Annotated in this window: 19 protein-coding genes; 12 read left to right on the forward strand and 7 right to left on the reverse strand. The window is 75.6% G+C overall.

Features of this window, described 5'->3' with window-relative positions; all coding sequences use genetic code 11:
* Positions 1-243: C39 family peptidase (locus tag ABT006_RS15255; RefSeq protein WP_350706715.1), on the forward strand; the 243-nt coding region annotated here is incomplete at its 5' end.
* 52 nt (positions 244-295) lie between these two features.
* On the opposite strand, the gene ABT006_RS15260 is transcribed toward ABT006_RS15255, so the two are convergent.
* Positions 296-1,207, reverse strand: coding sequence for an iron-sulfur binding domain-containing protein (locus ABT006_RS15260; protein ID WP_350706717.1), 912 nt, complete (start codon positions 1,205-1,207; stop codon positions 296-298).
* 140 nt (positions 1,208-1,347) lie between these two features.
* Here ABT006_RS15260 and ABT006_RS15265 point away from each other — a divergent pair, with 140 nt between their 5' ends.
* The 3 genes from ABT006_RS15265 (at position 1,348) to ABT006_RS15275 (ending at position 3,304) form a co-directional block, all read left to right on the forward strand.
* On the forward strand, positions 1,348-1,860 hold the full coding sequence (locus tag ABT006_RS15265) for a glycine cleavage system transcriptional repressor (protein WP_350686636.1): 513 nt from the start codon (positions 1,348-1,350) through the stop codon (positions 1,858-1,860).
* Complete coding sequence (locus tag ABT006_RS15270) at positions 1,857-2,441, forward strand: peptide deformylase (RefSeq protein ID WP_350706719.1); 585 nt, start codon at positions 1,857-1,859, stop codon at positions 2,439-2,441. Before ABT006_RS15265 ends, ABT006_RS15270 begins: the two co-directional genes overlap by 4 nt.
* 137 nt (positions 2,442-2,578) lie before the next feature.
* Complete coding sequence (locus tag ABT006_RS15275) at positions 2,579-3,304, forward strand: hypothetical protein (protein WP_350706721.1); 726 nt, start codon at positions 2,579-2,581, stop codon at positions 3,302-3,304.
* Between the two features lie 30 nt (positions 3,305-3,334).
* Here the strand turns inward: ABT006_RS15275 and disA are convergent, their stop codons facing one another.
* The 4 genes from disA to ABT006_RS15295 form a co-directional block, all read right to left on the reverse strand.
* Positions 3,335-4,516, reverse strand: a complete 1,182-nt coding sequence (disA, locus tag ABT006_RS15280) for a DNA integrity scanning diadenylate cyclase DisA (protein ID WP_350706723.1) — start codon at positions 4,514-4,516, stop codon at positions 3,335-3,337.
* 143 nt (positions 4,517-4,659) lie between these two features.
* Positions 4,660-6,108 carry a DNA repair protein RadA gene (radA, locus tag ABT006_RS15285; protein ID WP_350706725.1) on the reverse strand — a complete coding sequence of 483 codons (1,449 nt, stop codon included), beginning with the start codon at positions 6,106-6,108 and terminating at the stop codon, positions 4,660-4,662.
* 90 nt (positions 6,109-6,198) lie between these two features.
* Positions 6,199-6,954 carry a hypothetical protein gene (locus ABT006_RS15290; protein ID WP_350706727.1) on the reverse strand — a complete coding sequence of 252 codons (756 nt, stop codon included), beginning with the start codon at positions 6,952-6,954 and terminating at the stop codon, positions 6,199-6,201.
* Between the two features lie 139 nt (positions 6,955-7,093).
* On the reverse strand, positions 7,094-7,933 hold the full coding sequence (locus ABT006_RS15295; protein ID WP_350706729.1) for a UbiA family prenyltransferase: 840 nt from the start codon (positions 7,931-7,933) through the stop codon (positions 7,094-7,096).
* Positions 7,934-7,978: 45 nt separating this feature from the next.
* Between ABT006_RS15295 and ABT006_RS15300 the strand changes: the two genes are divergently transcribed.
* The 4 genes from ABT006_RS15300 to ABT006_RS15315 all read left to right on the forward strand — a co-directional run bounded on the left by ABT006_RS15300 (position 7,979) and on the right by ABT006_RS15315 (position 12,053).
* Positions 7,979-8,848 carry a methyltransferase domain-containing protein gene (locus tag ABT006_RS15300; RefSeq protein ID WP_350706731.1) on the forward strand — a complete coding sequence of 290 codons (870 nt, stop codon included), beginning with the start codon at positions 7,979-7,981 and terminating at the stop codon, positions 8,846-8,848.
* 43 nt (positions 8,849-8,891) lie between these two features.
* Entirely contained in the window at positions 8,892-10,058 is a 1,167-nt protein-coding gene (locus tag ABT006_RS15305) for an acyl-CoA dehydrogenase family protein (RefSeq protein ID WP_350706733.1), read from the forward strand.
* A gap of 82 nt (positions 10,059-10,140) precedes the next feature.
* Entirely contained in the window at positions 10,141-11,199 is a 1,059-nt protein-coding gene (locus tag ABT006_RS15310) for a type III polyketide synthase (RefSeq protein ID WP_350706735.1), read from the forward strand.
* 38 nt (positions 11,200-11,237) lie between these two features.
* The gene (locus ABT006_RS15315; RefSeq protein WP_350706736.1) at positions 11,238-12,053 is read left to right on the forward strand and encodes a hypothetical protein; all 816 of its coding nucleotides are present in this window, start codon (positions 11,238-11,240) and stop codon (positions 12,051-12,053) included.
* Between the two features lie 63 nt (positions 12,054-12,116).
* Here ABT006_RS15315 and ABT006_RS15320 read toward each other — a convergent pair whose 3' ends face one another.
* Positions 12,117-12,812, reverse strand: a complete 696-nt coding sequence (locus ABT006_RS15320; RefSeq protein WP_350706738.1) for a hypothetical protein — start codon at positions 12,810-12,812, stop codon at positions 12,117-12,119.
* Positions 12,813-13,138: 326 nt separating this feature from the next.
* On the opposite strand from ABT006_RS15320, the gene ABT006_RS15325 reads away from it, so the two are divergent.
* The 4 genes from ABT006_RS15325 to ABT006_RS15340 are packed head-to-tail and all read left to right on the forward strand — an operon-like array spanning position 13,139 to position 15,911.
* A complete protein-coding gene (locus ABT006_RS15325; RefSeq protein ID WP_007073334.1) occupies positions 13,139-13,624 on the forward strand; it encodes a CarD family transcriptional regulator in 486 nt (161 codons plus the stop codon).
* A 56-nt stretch (positions 13,625-13,680) separates the two neighbouring features.
* Positions 13,681-14,376, forward strand: a complete 696-nt coding sequence (gene ispD / locus ABT006_RS15330; RefSeq protein WP_350706740.1) for a 2-C-methyl-D-erythritol 4-phosphate cytidylyltransferase — start codon at positions 13,681-13,683, stop codon at positions 14,374-14,376.
* A 16-nt stretch (positions 14,377-14,392) separates the two neighbouring features.
* Positions 14,393-14,875: a 2-C-methyl-D-erythritol 2,4-cyclodiphosphate synthase gene (ispF, locus tag ABT006_RS15335; protein WP_350706742.1), complete on the forward strand. Its 483-nt coding sequence runs from the start codon at positions 14,393-14,395 to the stop codon at positions 14,873-14,875.
* Between the two features lie 10 nt (positions 14,876-14,885).
* A complete protein-coding gene (locus tag ABT006_RS15340) occupies positions 14,886-15,911 on the forward strand; it encodes a tetratricopeptide repeat protein (RefSeq protein ID WP_350706744.1) in 1,026 nt (341 codons plus the stop codon).
* Here ABT006_RS15340 and ABT006_RS15345 read toward each other — a convergent pair.
* Complete coding sequence (locus tag ABT006_RS15345) at positions 15,908-17,074, reverse strand: homogentisate 1,2-dioxygenase (RefSeq protein WP_350706746.1); 1,167 nt, start codon at positions 17,072-17,074, stop codon at positions 15,908-15,910. The genes ABT006_RS15340 and ABT006_RS15345 overlap by 4 nt on opposite strands.
* Positions 17,075-17,122: the final 48 nt, after the last annotated feature.

Below are 17,122 nucleotides of genomic sequence, written 5' to 3' on the forward strand. Positions count from 1 at the left end.
ACCGACGTGCGCAAGGCCGTCGACGACGGCCGCGCCGTGGTCGCCAACATCGCCGGCACCGCCACCGACACCGACGGCGGCGTCCACTCCTTCGAGGGCGGCCACTACATCAGCGTCGTCGGCTACCGCGACAACGGCCAGACGGTGAAGATCGCCGACTCCGCCAACCCCGCCCAGGCCTCCTACTGGATCACCACCGAGGCCCTCGCCGACTGGATCGCCACCCGCGGCTACGCCGCCTGATCCACACACCACCAACGACAAGGGCCGGCCCCGAACGGGGCCGGCCCTTTCGTCATGCCGGGAGGCGCACGACGGGGACCGGTGGGCCGTCGCCGACGAGGCGGAACGACGACTCGCCCACCGGCTCCACGAGGCCGTCCCGCACCAGCCCGGTGAGCGCGCGGGCCCGCTGCACGTCGTCGGCCCACACCTGGTCGAGACGCTGGTGCGGCACCGGGCCGGTCGCCTCCCGGAGCACGCCGAGCAGCAGCCCGCGCACCTGGCGGTCCGTGCCGGCGTACCGCTGGGGGCGTCGGCTCGGGCCGGCGGGGGCCTCCTGGCCGGACGCCCGCCAGGCGCAGACCGCCTCGACGGGGCAGCTTCCGCAGCGGGGCGAGCGGGCGGTGCAGATCACCGCGCCCAGCTCCATGAAGGCCGCGCTGGCCAGCGCGGCGGCGGCGGGCTCGACGGGAAGCAGTTCCTCGGTGGCTACCAGATCGGCCGGGCGGGTGGCCGGGCCGGCGTCCGGCTCGCCGGCGATCGCCCGGCAGACCACCCGCCGTACGTTGGTGTCGACCACCGGGTGCCGCTGACCGTACGCGAACGCGGCCACCGCCCGGGCCGTGTACGTCCCGACGCCCGGCAGGGCCAGCAACTGGTCCAGCCGGTCCGGGACCTGACCGCCGTGCCGCTCGACGATCGCGACGGCACACTCCCGCAGCCGTACCGCCCGGCGGGGGTAGCCGAGCCGTCCCCACATCCGGATCGCCTCCGCCGGGCTGTCCGCCGCGAGCGCGGCCGGGTCGGGCCAGCGGTCCAGCCACGCCGCCCAGGCGGGCAGCACCCGTACGACGGGCGTCTGCTGGAGCATGACCTCGCTGACCAGGATCGCCCACGGGGTGACGTCGGGCTTCCGCCACGGCAGGTCGCGGGCGTTCTCCTCGTACCACCGGCTGACCAGGGTGGCGAAAGTGGGCTCAGACATCGCGCCGCCGATGATGTCACGCGGCGCGCCCCCGACGTGGCGCGGGCGGCGGGCTCGCGGCTCGGCCGTGCCGTCCCGCTGGCTGGGCGACCTGGGCGGGGCGCTGCGGCGGTGCCCGGCGGATCGGGCAGAATGCCCGGATGAACGAGCTCGCGATCACCGTCATCGGCCGGGACCGGCCGGGCATCGTGGCCGACGTCGCCGAGGTGCTCGCCCGGCTCGGCGCGAACCTCACCGACAGCACGATGACCCGGCTGCGGGGGCACTTCGCGATGACCCTGGTCTGCGTGGGCCCGGCCGCCGCCGACGTCGAGGCCGCGCTCGCGCCGCTCTCCGCCGACGGCCAGCTGCTGGCGACCGTACGCGAGGTCACCCCCGACGGCGAGACGGCTCCGGCCGGCGAGCCGTACGTGATGGCGGTGCACGGCGCGGACCGGATGGGCATCGTCGCGGCGATGACCCGCGTGCTCGCCGACGCCGGCGGCAACGTCACCGACCTGAGCACCCGGCTGACCGGGTCGCTCTACGTGGTGGTCGCCGAGGTGGACCTGCCGCCCGGCACGGCCGACGAGGTGGCCGGCCGGCTCGCGTCGACCGCCGCCGACCTGGGTGTCGGGGTGACCCTCCGCCCGGCCGACCCGGATCTGCTGTGACCGGCGACGAGCGCGCCCCGGAGAGCGAGGCGTACGCCGGCCTCGGCGACTGGACCCCGGAGTCCCTGGACGCGCCGGGGGAGGTGCGGCCGGTGGTGTCCGCCCCCGACCAGGTGCTCAGCCGGCATGGCGGCGAGGTCGACCCGACGGCCGAGGAGACCGTACGCCTGGCGGCCGACCTGGTGGCCACGATGCGGGTGTCGCCGGGCTGCGTCGGGCTGGCCGCCCCGCAGATCGGCGTGGGCGCGCAGGTCTTCGCGGTCGACGTGACCGGCCATCCGAAGGCGGTCACCGTGCACGGCACCTTCGTGCTGTGCAACGCCCGGGTCGTCGAGGCGAGCCGGTGGAAGGTGGCCCGGGAGGGGTGCATGTCGGTGCCCGACCTCACCGGCGACGTCAAGCGGGCCAGCCGGCTGGTGGTGGAGGGCGTGCTGCCCGGCAGCGGCAGGTCCGTACGGCTGGTGACCGACGGGTTCGAGGCGCGGGCCCTGCAGCACGAGATCGACCACTGCGCGGGGCTGCTCTTCCTGGACCGGGTCGCCGGCGCCCACGCCATCTACCAGCGCAAGGTGTATCTCTGACCCGCGACCCTGTGTCGCCGGCGGAACACCGTCGGCAGGCATGATCGTCGCATGTGGAGGGCGGGAACGGTGAGCTGCGGACACCTCGGCGCGTCGCGCCGGACTGCCGAGCCCCGCGCCGCTACGGTGGGGGCATCATGCGTCTGACGGTCGGCCCCCTGCCACCCGCCGTTTACTGGCGGCGTCGCGCCGTCGTGCTCGGAGCGGGGCTTCTCTTCCTGATTGTCCTGCTCTATTCGTGCACCGGTTCGGACCGGAAGGCCGACGACAGCGGCGACGCGCGCCCCGCGTCGGGCACGACGTCGCCCGGTTCGACACCGGGACCCACCGGCCCGGTGCTGAGCCCGCAGACCGGCGGGCCCTCGCCGGGCGCGTCGGGCGACCCGGGCGCCGCCGACCCGTCGGGCGGCCCGACCACCACCGACACGCCGCCGGCGGCGCCGGTCGTGCCGGCCGCCGACGACGGTGTCTGCACGGACGCCGAGATCACCGTGACGCCGGTGGCCCTGCCCGCGTCGGTGGTCCGCGGGGCCGTGGTGGACCTCCAGCTGAAGGTGAAGAACCGGTCCGAGCGGACGTGCAGCCGCGACGTCGGCGCCGACGAGCAGGAGTTGTTCATCAAGTCGGGGGCCGAGAAGATCTGGTCGTCCGACACCTGCGGCACCGGCAAGGGCTCCGACCCGCAGTCCTTCACGCCGGGCTTCGAGCGCTCCTACCAGGTGGGCTGGAACGGCCGCGACAGCAGCAAGTGCGCCAACGGGGTGGCGGCGGGCCCGCACCCGCCGGCCGGGACGTACCAGGTCTTCGCCCGGGTGGGCACCAAGCTCAGCGAGCCGGTGAAGCTCACCGTCACCGACGGCTGAGCGGACCCGAGCCGCCCGAGCCGGCCGGGATCAGACGTAGCGCTCCAGGATGGACGCCTCGGCGAGCCGGGACAGCCCCTCCCGGACGCCGCGGGCGCGGGCGTCGCCGACCCCCTCCACGGCCTGGAGATCCTCCACCGTGGCGCCGAGCAGGCGCTGGAGGCTGCCGAAGTGCACGACGAGGCGGTCGACCACGGCCACCGGCAGCCGGGGCACCTTGGCGAGCAGCCGGAAGCCGCGCGGGCTGACCGCCGCGTCCAGCGCGTCGGAGGCGGCCGGGTAGCCGATCGCCTTGGCGACGGAGACCAGGTCGATCAGCTCGGTCGCGCCGAGCAGGTCCAGCTCGACCAGCGCCTCGTCGAGGGTGCGGGACTTCCGGCCGGCCGGGAGGTAGTCCCGGATGACCAGGGTGCGGTCGGCGTCGACGCCGGCCATCAGCTCGTCGAGTTGGAGGGCCAGCAGGCGGCCGTCGGTGCCCAGCTCCACCACGTAGCCCGCGATCTCGTCGGCGATCCGGCGGACCATCTCCAGCCGCTGCACCACCGCGACCGCGTCCCGTACGGTGACCAGGTCCTCGATCTCCAGCGCGGAGAGGGTGCCGGAGACCTCGTCCAGCCGGAGCTTGTAGCGCTCCAGCGTGGCGAGCGCCTGGTTGGCGCGGGACAGGATCGCCGCCGAGTCGTCCAGCACGTGCCGCTGGCCGTTCACGTAGAGGCTGATGATCCGCATGGACTGGCTCACCGAGATCACCGGGTAGCCGGTCTGCCGGGCGACCCGCTCGGCGGTGCGGTGCCGGGTGCCGGACTCCTCGGTGGGGATGCTCGGGTCGGGCATCAGGTGCACGGCCGCCCGGACGATGCGGGTGCCGTCGCTGGAGAGCACGACCGCGCCGTCCATCTTGCACAGCTCGCGGACGCGGGTGGCGGAGAACTCGACGTCGAGCGGGAACCCGCCGGTGCAGAGCCCCTCGACGACCTTGTCGTAGCCGAGGACGATCAGCGCGCCCGTGCGGCCGCGCAGGATCCGCTCGAGGCCGTCGCGCAGCGCGGTGCCCGGGGCCATCAGTGCCAGGTTGGCCCGCAGCGGGTCGCCGGCACCCCCGGCGCCGCCGGTCACGCTCACGCTGATCGGGCGGGCGGGCGAGCCCACGGCGCCGGTGCGGGCGTGGGGCGTCGCGCCGGCAGGCTTGGTGGTATCGCGGTCGATCGGCACGGGCACAGTCTACGGACTGCCCTGCGGTGGGTGCTGTCGTGGTTACTGTGATGTGTCGCGATGCCCCACGTCGCGCGGGCCGGGAGCCGCCGGCCCGGCTGTCCGGTATCGCCCCGGCGGTCCCGTCGCCCGGCCATCGCCGCTCACTCCGCCGACGCGCGGGCGACGGCCTGGAGCGCCGAGCGCACGTCGGTGACCTCGATCACGCGCATGCCCCCGGGGGTCACGCCGGTGCTCTCGGGCCCGCACCCGGTCGGCACCAGCGCGAGCCGGAACCCGAGCCGCGCCGCCTCGGCCAGCCGGCGCGGCACCGCGCCGACCCGGCGCACCTCGCCGGTCAGCCCGACCTCGCCGATCGCCACCAGGTGGGGCGCGATGGCGAGGTTGAGCCCGCCCGAGGCGACGGCCAGGGCGACCGCCAGGTCGGCCGCCGGCTCCACCACCCGGATGCCGCCGACGGTGGCCGCGAAGACCTCCCGGTCGTGCAGGGTCAGCCGCTCGGTGCGGCGCTGGAGCACGGCCAGCACCATCGCGAGCCGGGCCGAGTCGAGCCCGGAGACGGTGCGCCGGGGCGACCCGGCCACCGTCGCGCCGATCAGGGCCTGCACCTCGGTGACCAGCGCCCGGCGGCCCTCCATCGCCACCGTGACGCAGGTGCCCGGGACCGGCTCCGCGTAGCGGGTCAGGAACAGCCCGGACGGGTCGGCCAGGCTGCTGATGCCGCCCTCGTGCATCTCGAAGCAGCCCACCTCGTCGGCGGCGCCGAAGCGGTTCTTCACGCCGCGCACCATGCGCAGGGAGGAGTGCTTGTCGCCCTCGAAGTGCAGCACCACGTCGACCAGGTGCTCCAGCACCCGGGGGCCGGCGACCTGGCCGTCCTTGGTGACGTGGCCGACCAGCACGGTGGCGATGCCGCGCTCCTTGGCGACCGCGACCAGCGCGGCGGTGACCGCCCGCACCTGGGTCACCCCGCCCGACACCCCCTCGGCGCCGGTGGTGGAGATGGTCTGCACCGAGTCGAGCACCAGCAGGCCCGGCTTGACCGCGTCGAGGTGGCCGAGCACCGCGGCGAGGTCGCTCTCGGCGGCGAGGTAGAGCTGGTCGTGCAGGGTGCCCATCCGCTCGGCGCGCAGCCGGACCTGGCTGACCGACTCCTCGCCGCTGACCACCAGCGACGGGCTGCCGGCCCCGGCGGCCCACTGCTGGGCCACGTCGAGCAGCAGGGTGGACTTGCCGACGCCCGGCTCGCCGGCGAGCAGCACCACCGCGCCGGGGACCAGTCCGCCGCCGAGCACCCGGTCGAGCTCGCTGACCCCGGTGGGCCGGGCCCGCGCCGGGGCGGCGCTGATGGTGGCGATCGGCCGGGCCGGCTCGGCCGGCATCCGCGAGCTGACCACCTTGCCGGAGACGGTCGGGCCGGTGACGGTGCACTCGACCACCGAGCCCCACTCGCCGCACTCGGGGCAGCGCCCGACCCACTTGGGCGGCTGGTGCCCGCAGGCGTCGCACTCGTAGGCCGGTCGGGGCTCGCGGCTGGACGCCCGGCCGCGCCCGCCGGCGGCGCGCGGGGACGTCGATCGGGAGGTGGTCACATGGGGACGTTAGTCCCCAGGTACGACGAAGACACCGCCGGCGTGGCGGTCACCACGCCGACGGTGTCGTCGGAAACAGCGGGCGGAGGGTCAGTGGCCGCCGCCCTCGTTCTCGTCGTAGCCGCCCAGGCGCTCGACGATCTGCGACGGGGGCGCGGCCGGGGTGAGCGGCACGGCGACCGGCGCCGGGCCGGTGACCGTGTCGCCGTTGCCGAAGTCGAAGGTCAGGATGACGTTCTGCCCGGAGCGCAGCGCCTCGTTCAGGCCGATGAGCTGGAGGACGCGGTCGGCCTCGGTGTTGAGCTGCACGTAGCTCAGCGGCGGGATCTCGATCCGGGCCGGCTCGCCGGCGGGCGCGGCCGGACTCGCCGGGGCCGACGGGCTCTCCGGGGCGCCGGGGCTGACCGACTCCGACGGGCTCTCCGAGGCGCCCGGGCTGGCCGACTCCGACTGCGACGGGGCGGGCGACGGGGACTCGGACGGCGACGCCGACGGGCTGGCTGCGGCCCCCTTGCCGGTGATCACGACCTCGCGGGCGCTGTCGGTGGTCACGGTCACGGTGACCGGTTTCTTCGTGTCGTTGTAGATCACGGCGTTGAGGACGGCGTTGGCGCCCGCCTTGTAGCCCTCGACGCCCGGGAACTCGACCAGCAGGCCACGGACCGCGTAGGAACCTTCGCCGGCCGGCAGGGTGACATTCAGGTTGACGCCCTGGACCGACGGCTCCTTGTTGGCGGTCTCGGCGATCTGGCCGGCGCCGCAGCCGGACAGCAGCAGCCCGGTCGCCGCGGCCAGCCCGGACAGCAGCAGGGCCGCCCGCCGGGAACCCCTGATCGAGCGCGTCACGTCGGTCCTCCTCGTCACGATCCCACCCGGTGCTCACGCCGGGCACGGTGGCCATGCCCGCGCAGACCGCGCTCCAGGGTAGTTGGGCCTGATCCGCCCCCGCACGCCGACCCGGGAATGCCACTGCCCGGGGCGGACCTCAGACCAGCCGGCCGCTCGTGACCAGCAGGACGACGTCGATGAGGGCGATCAGCATGACGGCCCGGAACGCGGCCACGGGCCGGCCTCCGGCCCGGGCGGCGCCGCGCCCGCCGTACCAGCTCAGGGGCGGCACCACGACGGCGGCGGCGACCGCGGCGACGCCGACGCCCGACGGCCGTCCGGGCGGCCCGACGACCAGGGTGGCGGTCGCCGCGAGCAGCAGGCCGGCGGCGGCGGCGCGGCTGCCCGCCGGGCCGAGCCGGTGCGGCAGCCCGCGGACCCCCGTCCGGGCGTCGTCGGCCAGGTCGGGCAGGACGTTGGCGAAGTGCGCCCCGGCGCCCAGGCAGGCCGCGGCGGCGACCAGCCAGGCCGGCGGGGCCGGCGCCCCGGGCAGCGCCAGCACGACGAAGGCGGGCAGCGACCCGAACGACACCGCGTAGGGCAGCACCGACACCGGGGTCGACTTCAGCGGCCAGTCGTAGAGCAGCGCGGAGACCAGCCCGACGGTGGCACAGAGCGCGGCGGCCGGGCCCGTGGCCAGCGCCAGCGCCGGGGTGGCGAGCGCGGCCACCGCCGCGGCCACGGCCGTGGCGCGCCGGCCCACCGCGCCGGTGGCGACCGGTTTGTCGGTACGCCCCACCGTGGCGTCCCGGTCCGCGTCGAGCGCGTCGTTGGCCCAGCCGACGGCGAGCTGGCTGGCCGCCACGGTGAGCGCCACGGCCAGTACGCCGGCGGGCCGGTGCCCGGCGCCCCAGGCGAGCAGCCCGGCCACCGTGGTGACCGCGGCGGCCGGCTCCGGGTGGCTCGCCCTGACCAGCCCTAGCACCGTTGACGACATGAGGAAAGTCTGGTCGTTACCGGGCAGTCGTGCCACGCTCGGTCCATGCGAGACGCGGGCCGCACCCTGCCGCGCAACGATCCGCGCCAGTACGACGACCTGGCCGGGGAGTGGTGGCGTCCGGACGGCGCGTTCGCGATGCTGCACTGGTTGGCCGAGGCGCGCGCCGCGCTCGTGCCGCCGGCGTCCCGCCCCGGCGCCCTCCTGGTCGACCTCGGCTGCGGCGCCGGGCTGCTCGCCCCGCACCTGGCCGGCAAGGGCTACCGGCACATCGGCGTCGACCTCACCCGGTCGGCCCTGGCGCAGGCCGCCGCGCACGGGGTGACCGCCGTCAACGGCGACGTCACCGCCGTCCCGCTGGTCGACGGCTGCGCCGACGTGGTCGCCGCGGGCGAGATCCTGGAGCACGTGCCGGACTGGCGGCGCGCGGTGGCCGAGGCGTGCCGGCTGCTCCGCCCCGGTGGCCTGCTCGTGCTGGACACGCTGAACGACACGGCGCTGAGTCGGCTGCTGGCCGTCCGGATCGCCGAGCGGCTGCCGACCGTGCCGAGGGGCATCCACGACCCACGGTTGTTCGTGGACGCCCGGGCGCTCGTCGCCGAGTGCGCCCGGCACGGCGTCCGGCTACGGCTGCGGGGGATCCGGCCGGGCGTGCCCGGGCTGCTCGGCTGGCTGGCCCGCCGGGTCCGGGCCACCGGTCGTGCCCACCGCGCCGACGCCGACCGTCCGGGCACGACCGTCGCCGACCGGCCTGCCGCCCCCGCCGCCGTCCACCCGGGCGGGACTGTGGTCGGTCGTCCGGGCGCGCCGGTTCCCGGCCGTCCGCGGCCGACGGTGGCCGGTGCGGCGCCCCGGATCGTGCCGACCTGGTCGACCGCCGTGCTCTACCAGGGGCGGGGCACGCGGAGCGGATAGCGGAACGGGTCCCTGGGTAGGACAGGGCCGAGGAGGGGGCTGTATGACGCTGCACGCGCTGGAGGCGGCTCGCCGCCTGGCACCGAGGCTGGCCGCCCGGGCGGCCGAGCACGACCGCGACGGCTCGTTCCCGGTCGAGGACTTCCGGGATCTGCGCGAGGCCGGGCTGTTCGGCCTGATGGTCCCCACCGAGCTGGGCGGGGCGGGCGCCACCTTCGCCGAGTACGCGGCGGTCGCCACCGAGCTGGCCCGGGGCAACGGGGCGACCGCCCTGGTGTTCAACATGCACGCCTCGGTCACCGGCGCCCTCGGCGCGGTGACCGAGGAACTGGCCGAGGCGCTCGGCGTGCCGGCCGAGGCGCTGGCCGCCCGGGACCGGCTCCTCACCGCCGCCGCCCAGGGCTCCTGGTACGCGGTGGCGATGAGCGAGCGCGGCGCCGGCGCGCGGCTGTCCCAGCTCAGCACCGGCTACGAGCCGGTCGACGGCGGATACCACCTCAAGGGCAGCAAGACGTTCTGCTCGGGGGCGGGGCACGCCGACGGCTACCTGGTGGCCGCCCGTAGCGCCGCCGACCAGTCGGTGGTCTCCCAGTTCCTGGTGCCGGCCGGCGACGGGCTGACCATCGAGCCCACCTGGGACTCGCTCGGCATGCGGGCGACCTCCTCGCACGACCTGCACCTGGACGTGACCGTGCCCGCCGACCGGCTGCTCGGCGGCGTGGAGGGGCTGGCCCTGGTGGTCGCCCAGCTCATGCCCCACTGGCTGGTGGCCAGCTACGCCGCCGTCTACGTCGGGGTGGCCCGGGCGGCGGTCGACGCGGCGGCCGAGCACCTGAACGCCCGCAACCTCGCCGGCCTGCCGGCCGTCCGGTCCCGCCTCGGCCGGGCCGATGCCGCCGTGGCGGCCGCCCACCTGGTGGTCGCGGAGGCCGCCCGGCGGGTGGCCGAGGCGCCGGGGGACGCGGAGACCAACCGCTGGGTGTGGCGGGCCAAGCTGCTCGCCGGCACGACCGCCGCCGACGTGGCGGCGTCGATGCTGGAGGCGGCCGGCACCTCCGCCACCCGGCGGGGGCATCCGCTGGAGCGGCTCTACCGGGATGCCCGCTGCGGCTCGTTGCACCCGGCCACCTCGGACGTCTGCGCCGACTGGCTGGGCATCGCCGCACTCGGCGGCGACCCGGACCGCGACGTATCGGTCCCTCGTTGGTGAGCGTGGGAGGTCCGTCGGGGCGGCGGACGGCACGGGGGACGGCGGCGGGGCGGGCCGCCCGGCGCGTAGGGCCGGACGAGAGGTGGGCATCGTGGCCGTACCGGTGATCGCGGGGCTGGGGACGGCACACCCGCCGTCGGCGGCGCAGGACGAGTTGTGGGATGGCTTCTTCTCGAAGCACTTCTCCGGCAGCACGCGCGCGCTGGCGCAGCGGATCTTCGCCCACTCGGGGGTCACCCGCCGCCAGGCCGCGGTCAACCCGCTGCTGGAGGACGTCTCCGACTGGCCGACGGAACGGCGGATGCGCCGCTACCAGGTCGAGGCGCTGCCGTTGGGCAAGGAGGCGGTGGGTCGGGCGCTGACGGCCGCCGGCCTCGCCGCGGGGGACGTCGGGCTCTTCGTGGTCTGCTCGTGCACCGGGTACGCCACCCCGGGGCTGGACATCCTGCTCGCCCGGGACCTGGGCATGGCCCCGGACACGCAGCGCATGTTCGTCGGCCACATGGGCTGCTACGCGGCCCTGCCCGGGCTGGGCGCGGCGAGCGACTTCGTGACCGCCCGCGGCCGGCCGGCCCTGCTGCTCTGCGCGGAGCTGACCAGCCTGCACATCCAGCCGTCCAGCGCCCGGGTGGACACCCAGCAGATCGTCTCCCACGCGCTCTTCTCGGACGCCGCGGTCGCCACCGTGGTCGTCCCCGGCGGCCGGGGGTACGCCCTGCGCGAGGTCACCTCCGTCACGGACACCTCCACCGCCGACCACATGACCTGGGACGTCACCGACACCGGCTTCCGGATGGGGCTGTCGCCGAAGGTGCCGCAGGTGCTCTCCCGGCACGTCCGGGGCCTGGTCGACGGCCTGCTGGCCCGGCACGGCGCGACGCTGTCCGGGGTGGACGGATGGGCCGTGCACCCGGGCGGCCCGCGCATCCTCAACGTCGTCGAGCGGGAGCTGGCCCTGCCGCCGGAGGGGCTGGCGGCATCCCGGGCGACGCTGGCCGAGCACGGCAACTGCTCGTCGCCGACGGTGCTGCTGATCCTCGACCGGCTGCGCCGGGCCGCGTCGCCGCCGCGGCGGGTGGTGATGCTGGCGTTCGGGCCGGGCCTGACCCTCTACGCCGCGCTTCTCGAACGGCAGGACTGACAGCGGTGCCGCGGGCGCGCCGAGGTTACCCTCTGGTAATGGACGCGGAGGTGGCAGACCGGCCGTGGACGGAGGCGGACGGCCCGCACGCCGGGGCGGTCCGGGGACCCGTGGCGGCCGGCGGCCGGCTGCGCGCGGCGGTGCTGGCCGGGTCGGCCCTGACGGCCCTGGTCGGCGGCGGCTGGTGGTGGCAGACCAGCGCGCCGGCCACCGGCCCGGCGGCCGGCGCGCCGGCCCCGTCCGCGCAGAGCCGGTCCGGGTACGCGCCCGGCAACGGTGACGCCGTCGTCTCCTCGAGGGTGACCGTCGGCGGTGAGGGGGTCGGCTCCGTCTGGGCCCTGCCCGGCGACCGCGACGGCGGAGTCACCTTCCAGGTCGACCCGCGCACCGGTGCCGCGTTCCAGGTCGACCCGCGCACCGGTGCCGCGTTCCAGGTCGACCCGCGCACCGGTGCCGCGTTCCAGGTCGACCCGCGCACCGGTGCCGCGTTCCGGCTCGACTCCGGGAGGCGGGCCGGCGTCCGGGTCGATCCCGAGGCGCGTCGGCTCGGCCGTCTTCCGAACACGATCTGGCGGGAGCGGGCGACGCTCGGCCGGGAGAACGGCCGGATGGTCAAACAGGCGAGCGGTGAGGTCACCACCCGCTTCCTGCTCCAGTACCGCTGCACGGGGCCGGGTGAGCTGCTGGTCGTGCTCGAGCGGATCAGGGCCACCGTGCCCGTCCCGACGGTCGGGTGCGACGGGTCGGTGGTGTCGATCGAGCTGACCGCCGTGGGCGGGCCGTTCCGGGTCTCGCTGTCGACCGCCGACGCCGAACCGCTCCGCGTGGACGCGCAGCTGGTCGGCCTGCCCTGACGCGCCGGTGCCCCGCGCGGGGCCGCCGGATCGCCGGGCTGCCGGGCGACGCCCGGCGCCGGGTCAGGCGGCGAGGCCGGCCAGGTCGGCGCGGTAGTCCTCGCCGGAGCGCACCTCGGGCACCACCTTGACCAGCATCCCGGCCCGGTCGACCAGCAGCGCGGCGGCGACCCCGGGGCGGGGCGGCAGGTGCAGGAACGCGCGCAGCCCGCCCGCCGGGTCGGCCAGCGGTCGTACGGTCGCCCCGGCGGGCGGCGGCGAGACGCGTACGGGCCGGTCCTCGGCGACGGTGACGACCGTGACCCCGGCGGGTGCCAGGGCGGCGGCGGTGGCCACGTCGTCCGGGCAGGCGCACCCGTCGACCAGGATGATCATCGCGGGCAGCAGCCCGCGCAACGGCACCGGTGACTGCCCCGCGTCGACCAGGTCCAGCGCCGGCAGTGGCCGTCCGGTCATCCCGGTCGGCGGGGCGTACGGCGCGGGGGTGGGCCCCGGGGCGGTCCGGCCGGAGCGGGGCCAGGTGACCGTCATCAGGCCGGCGACCGTGGCCAGCACCGCCACCAGCAGGACCAGCAGGGGCAGGGCGAGCGGGGACCGGGCGACCCGGCGGGGGCCGCCCTGACCGGCCCGCGCGCGCAGCTCGCGGCGGACCTGTTCGGCCTCGGCCGCCAGGGCGGAGGCGTCGTCCGGCACGACCACCCGGCCCCACTCCGGCGGCAGGTCGGGCAGTTCGGGGCCGTCTGCGTCGGGCTTGCCCATCGGACCCCCAGGACGTCTCGGTGAGCGGACAGCGGCTCGACCTCCAGCGTCCCGCACGGGCCCTCGTACCGCTACACCTGGGCGCATACGCGGCCGGCGGGATACCATAGGAGGAGCGCATAGCCCTTGATCTCGACGTTCGCGTCACTCGTACCGGCCCGTCATCCACAGGTTACGGAGAGTGTTTGAATCATCGGTTTGATGGTCTGTCAAGCCGAAGAAATACCTCTCACAGGGCCCCTGAGCTGCGCCAACGGTCAGGACAGCGGTGAGACATCGGTGCCTGAGCGTGTTACCCTAGACACAGCGAAAGGGGTTTCGAACCTATGGTTTTCAGTGTCGGCGAGACCGTTGTTTACCCCCACCACGGGGCCGCACTCATCGAGGCAATCGAGACTCGGGTCATCAAGGGCGAGCCTAAGCAATACCTCGTCCTGAGGGTCGCGCAGGGTGACCTGACGGTCCGGGTGCCCGCCGAGAACGCCGAGATCGTGGGTGTGCGCGAGGTGGTCGGCGAAGAGGGCCTCGGCAAGGTCTTCGACGTGCTCCGTGCACCGCACACCGAGGAGCCGACCAACTGGTCGCGGCGTTACAAGGCGAATCTGGAGAAGCTGGCCTCGGGCAACCCGCTGAAGGTCGCCGAGGTCGTCCGCGACCTGTGGCGCCGGGAGCGGGAGCGGGGCCTTTCCGCGGGTGAGAAGCGCATGCTCGCCAAGGCCCGCGACATTCTCGTCGGCGAGGTCGCGCTGGCCGAGAAGAGCACCAAGGACGAGGCGGAGACGCTGCTCGACAAGGTGCTCACCGAGGCCTAGTCCCCACAGCATCGTCGTACCCGATTCGTAGCGAAGAAACCACCGAGGACCGCGACGTGACCGCGCAGCTCAATCCGTGCGGTGACGTCGCGGTCCTCGTGCCTGCGGCCGGTGCCGGCGTACGCCTCGGGCCCGGCCGGCCCAAAGCCCTGCGCCTGCTGGCGGGGGAGCCGCTGCTGGTGCACGCCGTCCGCCGGCTCGCCGCCGCGCCCTCGGTGCACACCATCGTCGTGGCCGCTCCGGCCGCCGAGGTGACGGCCGTCCGCGACCTGCTCGGCCCGGTCGCCCCGGTGACCGTGGTGCCCGGCGGCGCCGAGCGGCAGGCCTCCGTGGCCGCCGCCCTCGCGGCCGTGCCGGCCGGCCCGGAGATCGTCCTCGTGCACGACGCCGCCCGGGCGCTGACCCCGCCCGACCTGGTGGAGTCCGTCGCGGCGGCCGTCCGCGCCGGGCACGACGCGGTGATCCCCGTGCTCCCCGTGGTCGACACGATCAAGGAGGTCGGAGCCGGCGAGGTCGTCCTCGGCACCGTCGACCGTTCCGCCCTGCGGGCCGTGCAGACCCCGCAGGGCTTCCGCCGGGCGGTGCTGGCCGCCGCGCACGCCGCCGCCGGCGACCCGCTCACCGACGACGCCGGCCTGGTCGAGAAGCAGGGCGTCCCGGTGCTCTGCGTCCCCGGCTCGGAGTACGCGCTGAAAGTCACCCGCCCGTTCGACCTGGTGCTGACCGAGCACCTGCTGGCCGCCGGCGCCTGACGCGTACCCTCGTCGCATGATCGTTCCCCGGGTGGCCATCGGCACCGACGTGCACGCCTTCGAGGCGGGGCGACCGTGCTGGGTGGCCGGTCTGCTCTGGCCCGACCAGGACGGCCTGGCCGGGCACTCGGACGCGGACGTGGCCGCGCACGCCGCCTGCAACGCGCTGCTCTCCGCGGCCGGCCTCGGCGACCTGGGCGCCAACTTCGGGGTGGGCCAGCCCGAGTGGGCCGGCGCGTCGGGCGTCGCGCTGCTGGCCGAGAGCGCCCGCCGGGTGCGGGCCGCCGGCTTCGCGATCGGCAACGTGTCGGTGCAGGTGATCGGCAACCGGCCCAAGATCGGTCCGCGCCGCGAGGAGGCCCAGCGGGTGCTCTCCGAGGCGGTGGGAGCGCCGGTCACCGTCTCCGCGGCCACCACCGACGGCCTCGGCTTCCCCGGGCGCGGCGAGGGCCTCACCGGCATCGCGGTGGCCCTGGTGTACGACGCCCCGGCCGCCTAGGCTCGCCGCGATGTCCAGCGACGCCACCTCCGACCGGTCCGCCGCCGACGGCTACCTCCAGCGCGCCCAACTCCTCGCCGAGCTGGGCCGCTACGACGAGGCCGCCGCCGAGGTCTCCTACGCGGTCGCCCTGGACCCGGCGAACGCCGAGGCCCTGACCATGCTGTCCCGGGTCCACCTCGCGGCCGACCGGCCCAAGGAGGCGCTGACCGCCGCCGACGCCGCGGTCGCCGCCGCCCCGGACAGCGTCCCGGCGCTGGTCGCCCGGGGACTGGCCCTCGGCGACCTGGAGGAGTACGCGGAGTCGGCCCGTACCGCCGACCGGATCCTGGCGCTGGGTCCCGACGACGCGTACGCCCAGCGCAGCGCCGCGGCGATCCTGGCCGGCTCGCGCAACGGGCAGCCGGCGCTGAACGCGGCCTGGCGCGGGGTGGAGCTGGCCCCCGAGGACCCGCAGGCGCATCTGGTGCTCGGGCTGGTGGCGGCCAACATGCAGCTGTTCGACCTGGCCGAGCGGGCCTACCGCGAGGCGCTGCGGCTGGACCCGCAGCTCGCGGAGGCCCGGCACGACATCGGGGTGCTCCGGCTGGAGCAGCGGCGCTGGAGCGAGGCGCTCGAACACCTCGCCGAGGCCGCCGCGATGAGCCCCGGCCGGGTCGACTCCGGCCGCACCATCTCGGCCGGCCTGCGTCAGCTCGTGGTCTACGGCGCGGGCTGGACGATGATCACCGCCGTGCTGATCGCGTGCATGGCACCGGGCAGCGCCGGGCTGTCCCGGTTCGCGGCGGCGTTCGCGGCGCTCGGCGGGGCCCTCGTGGTCTGGCGCTTCGCCGCCAGGCTGCCCGGCCTGACCCGGACCATCCTGCCCGGCCTGCTGCGCTCCGACCGCACGCTGGCCCTGGCCGTCTACGCGGCGGCCGCCGCGCCCACGCTGATCCTGCTCTACGCCCTGGTCGGCACCCCGTGGCCGCTGGTCCTCGCCATCGCCACGGCCACCGCCGCCGAGCTCGCCGTCCTGTCGCGTACGACGGTCTAGGGGCGGCGCGCCCAGGTCCAGGCGTAGCCGTCGTCCTCGCAGGACCCGGCGGCGTCGCACAGGTCGAGCGGGCGGAAGGTGTCGACCATGACGGCCAGCTCGTCGAAGAAGTCTGCGCCGATCGAGCGCTCGGCGGCGCCCGGCTGGGGGCCGTGGGTGAAGCCGGACGGGTGCAGCGAGATCGAGCCCTGCTCGATGCCGGAGCCGCGCCGGGCCTCGTAGTTGCCGCCGGTGTAGAAGAGCATCTCGTCGGAGTCGACGTTGTGGTGGTTGTACGGCACCGGGATGGCGTCCGGGTGGTAGTCCACCTTGCGCGGCACGAACGAGCAGATCACGAAGTTCGGGCCCTGGAACGTCTGGTGTACGGGCGGCGGCTGGTGGATCCGGCCGGTGATCGGCTCGAAGTCGTGGATGGAGAAGGCCCACGGGTACATGTGGCCGTCCCAGCCGACCACGTCGAACGGGTGGTGGGCGTAGACGTAGCGGGTCCAGCCGCGGCGGTGCCGGACCAGCACCTCCACGTCGGTCTCGTCCACCAGCAGCGGCGCGTCCGGCCCGCGTACGTCCCGCTCGCAGTACGGCGAGTGCTCCAGGAACTGGCCCCGGACGGAGAGGTAGCGCTTGGGCGGGCCGATGTGGCCGGCCGCCTCGACGGCGAGCAGCCGGACCGGCTCGTCGCCGGTGGGCACCAGCCGGTGGATGGTCGAGGTGGGGATGACCACGTAGTCGCCGGCCACCGCGTCGAGCACGCCGAACGTCGACTCGACCCGTAGGGTGCCCGACTCGACGTACAGGCAGTGGTCGCCGGTCGCGTCCCGGAACAGTGGCGACGGCCGGTCCGCCAGCACGTACGCGATCCGCACGTCGTCGTTGGCGAGCAGGTACTGCCGGCCGAGCACCGGGTCCGCGCCGGCCCCGTCGAGCTTGTGGGTGCGCAGGTGGCGGGGCTTGAGCGGCAGGTTGGGCACCCGGGTGAACGCCGGCGGGGCGAACTCCTCGGCCGCCACGATCGCGGTCGGCGCGTGCCGGTGGTAGAGCAGGGACGAGTCGGAGGAGAAGCCCTCCTGGCCCATCAGCTCCTCGGCGTAGAGGCTGCCGTCGGGCTGACGGAACTGGGTGTGGCGCTTGCGTGGCACCTCGCCGACGCTGCGGTAGTACGGCATCTCGCCTCCCGGTTCGTCCCGTTCACCGATCCAACGGCGTCCGATAAT

Origin of the sequence: Micromonospora sp. NPDC002717 (genome assembly GCF_040295705.1) — a bacterium.
GTDB lineage: Bacteria > Actinomycetota > Actinomycetes > Mycobacteriales > Micromonosporaceae > Micromonospora.

What these genes read in the sequence shown, in the direction of transcription:
- ABT006_RS15260 (WP_350706717.1), bottom strand. Translation starts at nt 1,207, where the DNA reads ATGTCTGAGCCCACTTTCGCCACCCTGGTCAGCCGGTGGTACGAGGAG.
- ABT006_RS15265 (WP_350686636.1), top strand. Translation starts at nt 1,348, where the DNA reads ATGAACGAGCTCGCGATCACCGTCATCGGCCGGGACCGGCCGGGCATC.
- ABT006_RS15275 (WP_350706721.1), top strand. Translation starts at nt 2,579, where the DNA reads ATGCGTCTGACGGTCGGCCCCCTGCCACCCGCCGTTTACTGGCGGCGT.
- ABT006_RS15295 (WP_350706729.1), bottom strand. Translation starts at nt 7,933, where the DNA reads ATGTCGTCAACGGTGCTAGGGCTGGTCAGGGCGAGCCACCCGGAGCCG.
- ABT006_RS15300 (WP_350706731.1), top strand. Translation starts at nt 7,979, where the DNA reads ATGCGAGACGCGGGCCGCACCCTGCCGCGCAACGATCCGCGCCAGTAC.
- ABT006_RS15305 (WP_350706733.1), top strand. Translation starts at nt 8,892, where the DNA reads ATGACGCTGCACGCGCTGGAGGCGGCTCGCCGCCTGGCACCGAGGCTG.
- ABT006_RS15315 (WP_350706736.1), top strand. Translation starts at nt 11,238, where the DNA reads ATGGACGCGGAGGTGGCAGACCGGCCGTGGACGGAGGCGGACGGCCCG.
- ABT006_RS15320 (WP_350706738.1), bottom strand. Translation starts at nt 12,812, where the DNA reads ATGGGCAAGCCCGACGCAGACGGCCCCGAACTGCCCGACCTGCCGCCG.
- ABT006_RS15325 (WP_007073334.1), top strand. Translation starts at nt 13,139, where the DNA reads ATGGTTTTCAGTGTCGGCGAGACCGTTGTTTACCCCCACCACGGGGCC.
- ispF (WP_350706742.1), top strand. Translation starts at nt 14,393, where the DNA reads ATGATCGTTCCCCGGGTGGCCATCGGCACCGACGTGCACGCCTTCGAG.
- ABT006_RS15340 (WP_350706744.1), top strand. Translation starts at nt 14,886, where the DNA reads ATGTCCAGCGACGCCACCTCCGACCGGTCCGCCGCCGACGGCTACCTC.
- ABT006_RS15345 (WP_350706746.1), bottom strand. Translation starts at nt 17,074, where the DNA reads ATGCCGTACTACCGCAGCGTCGGCGAGGTGCCACGCAAGCGCCACACC.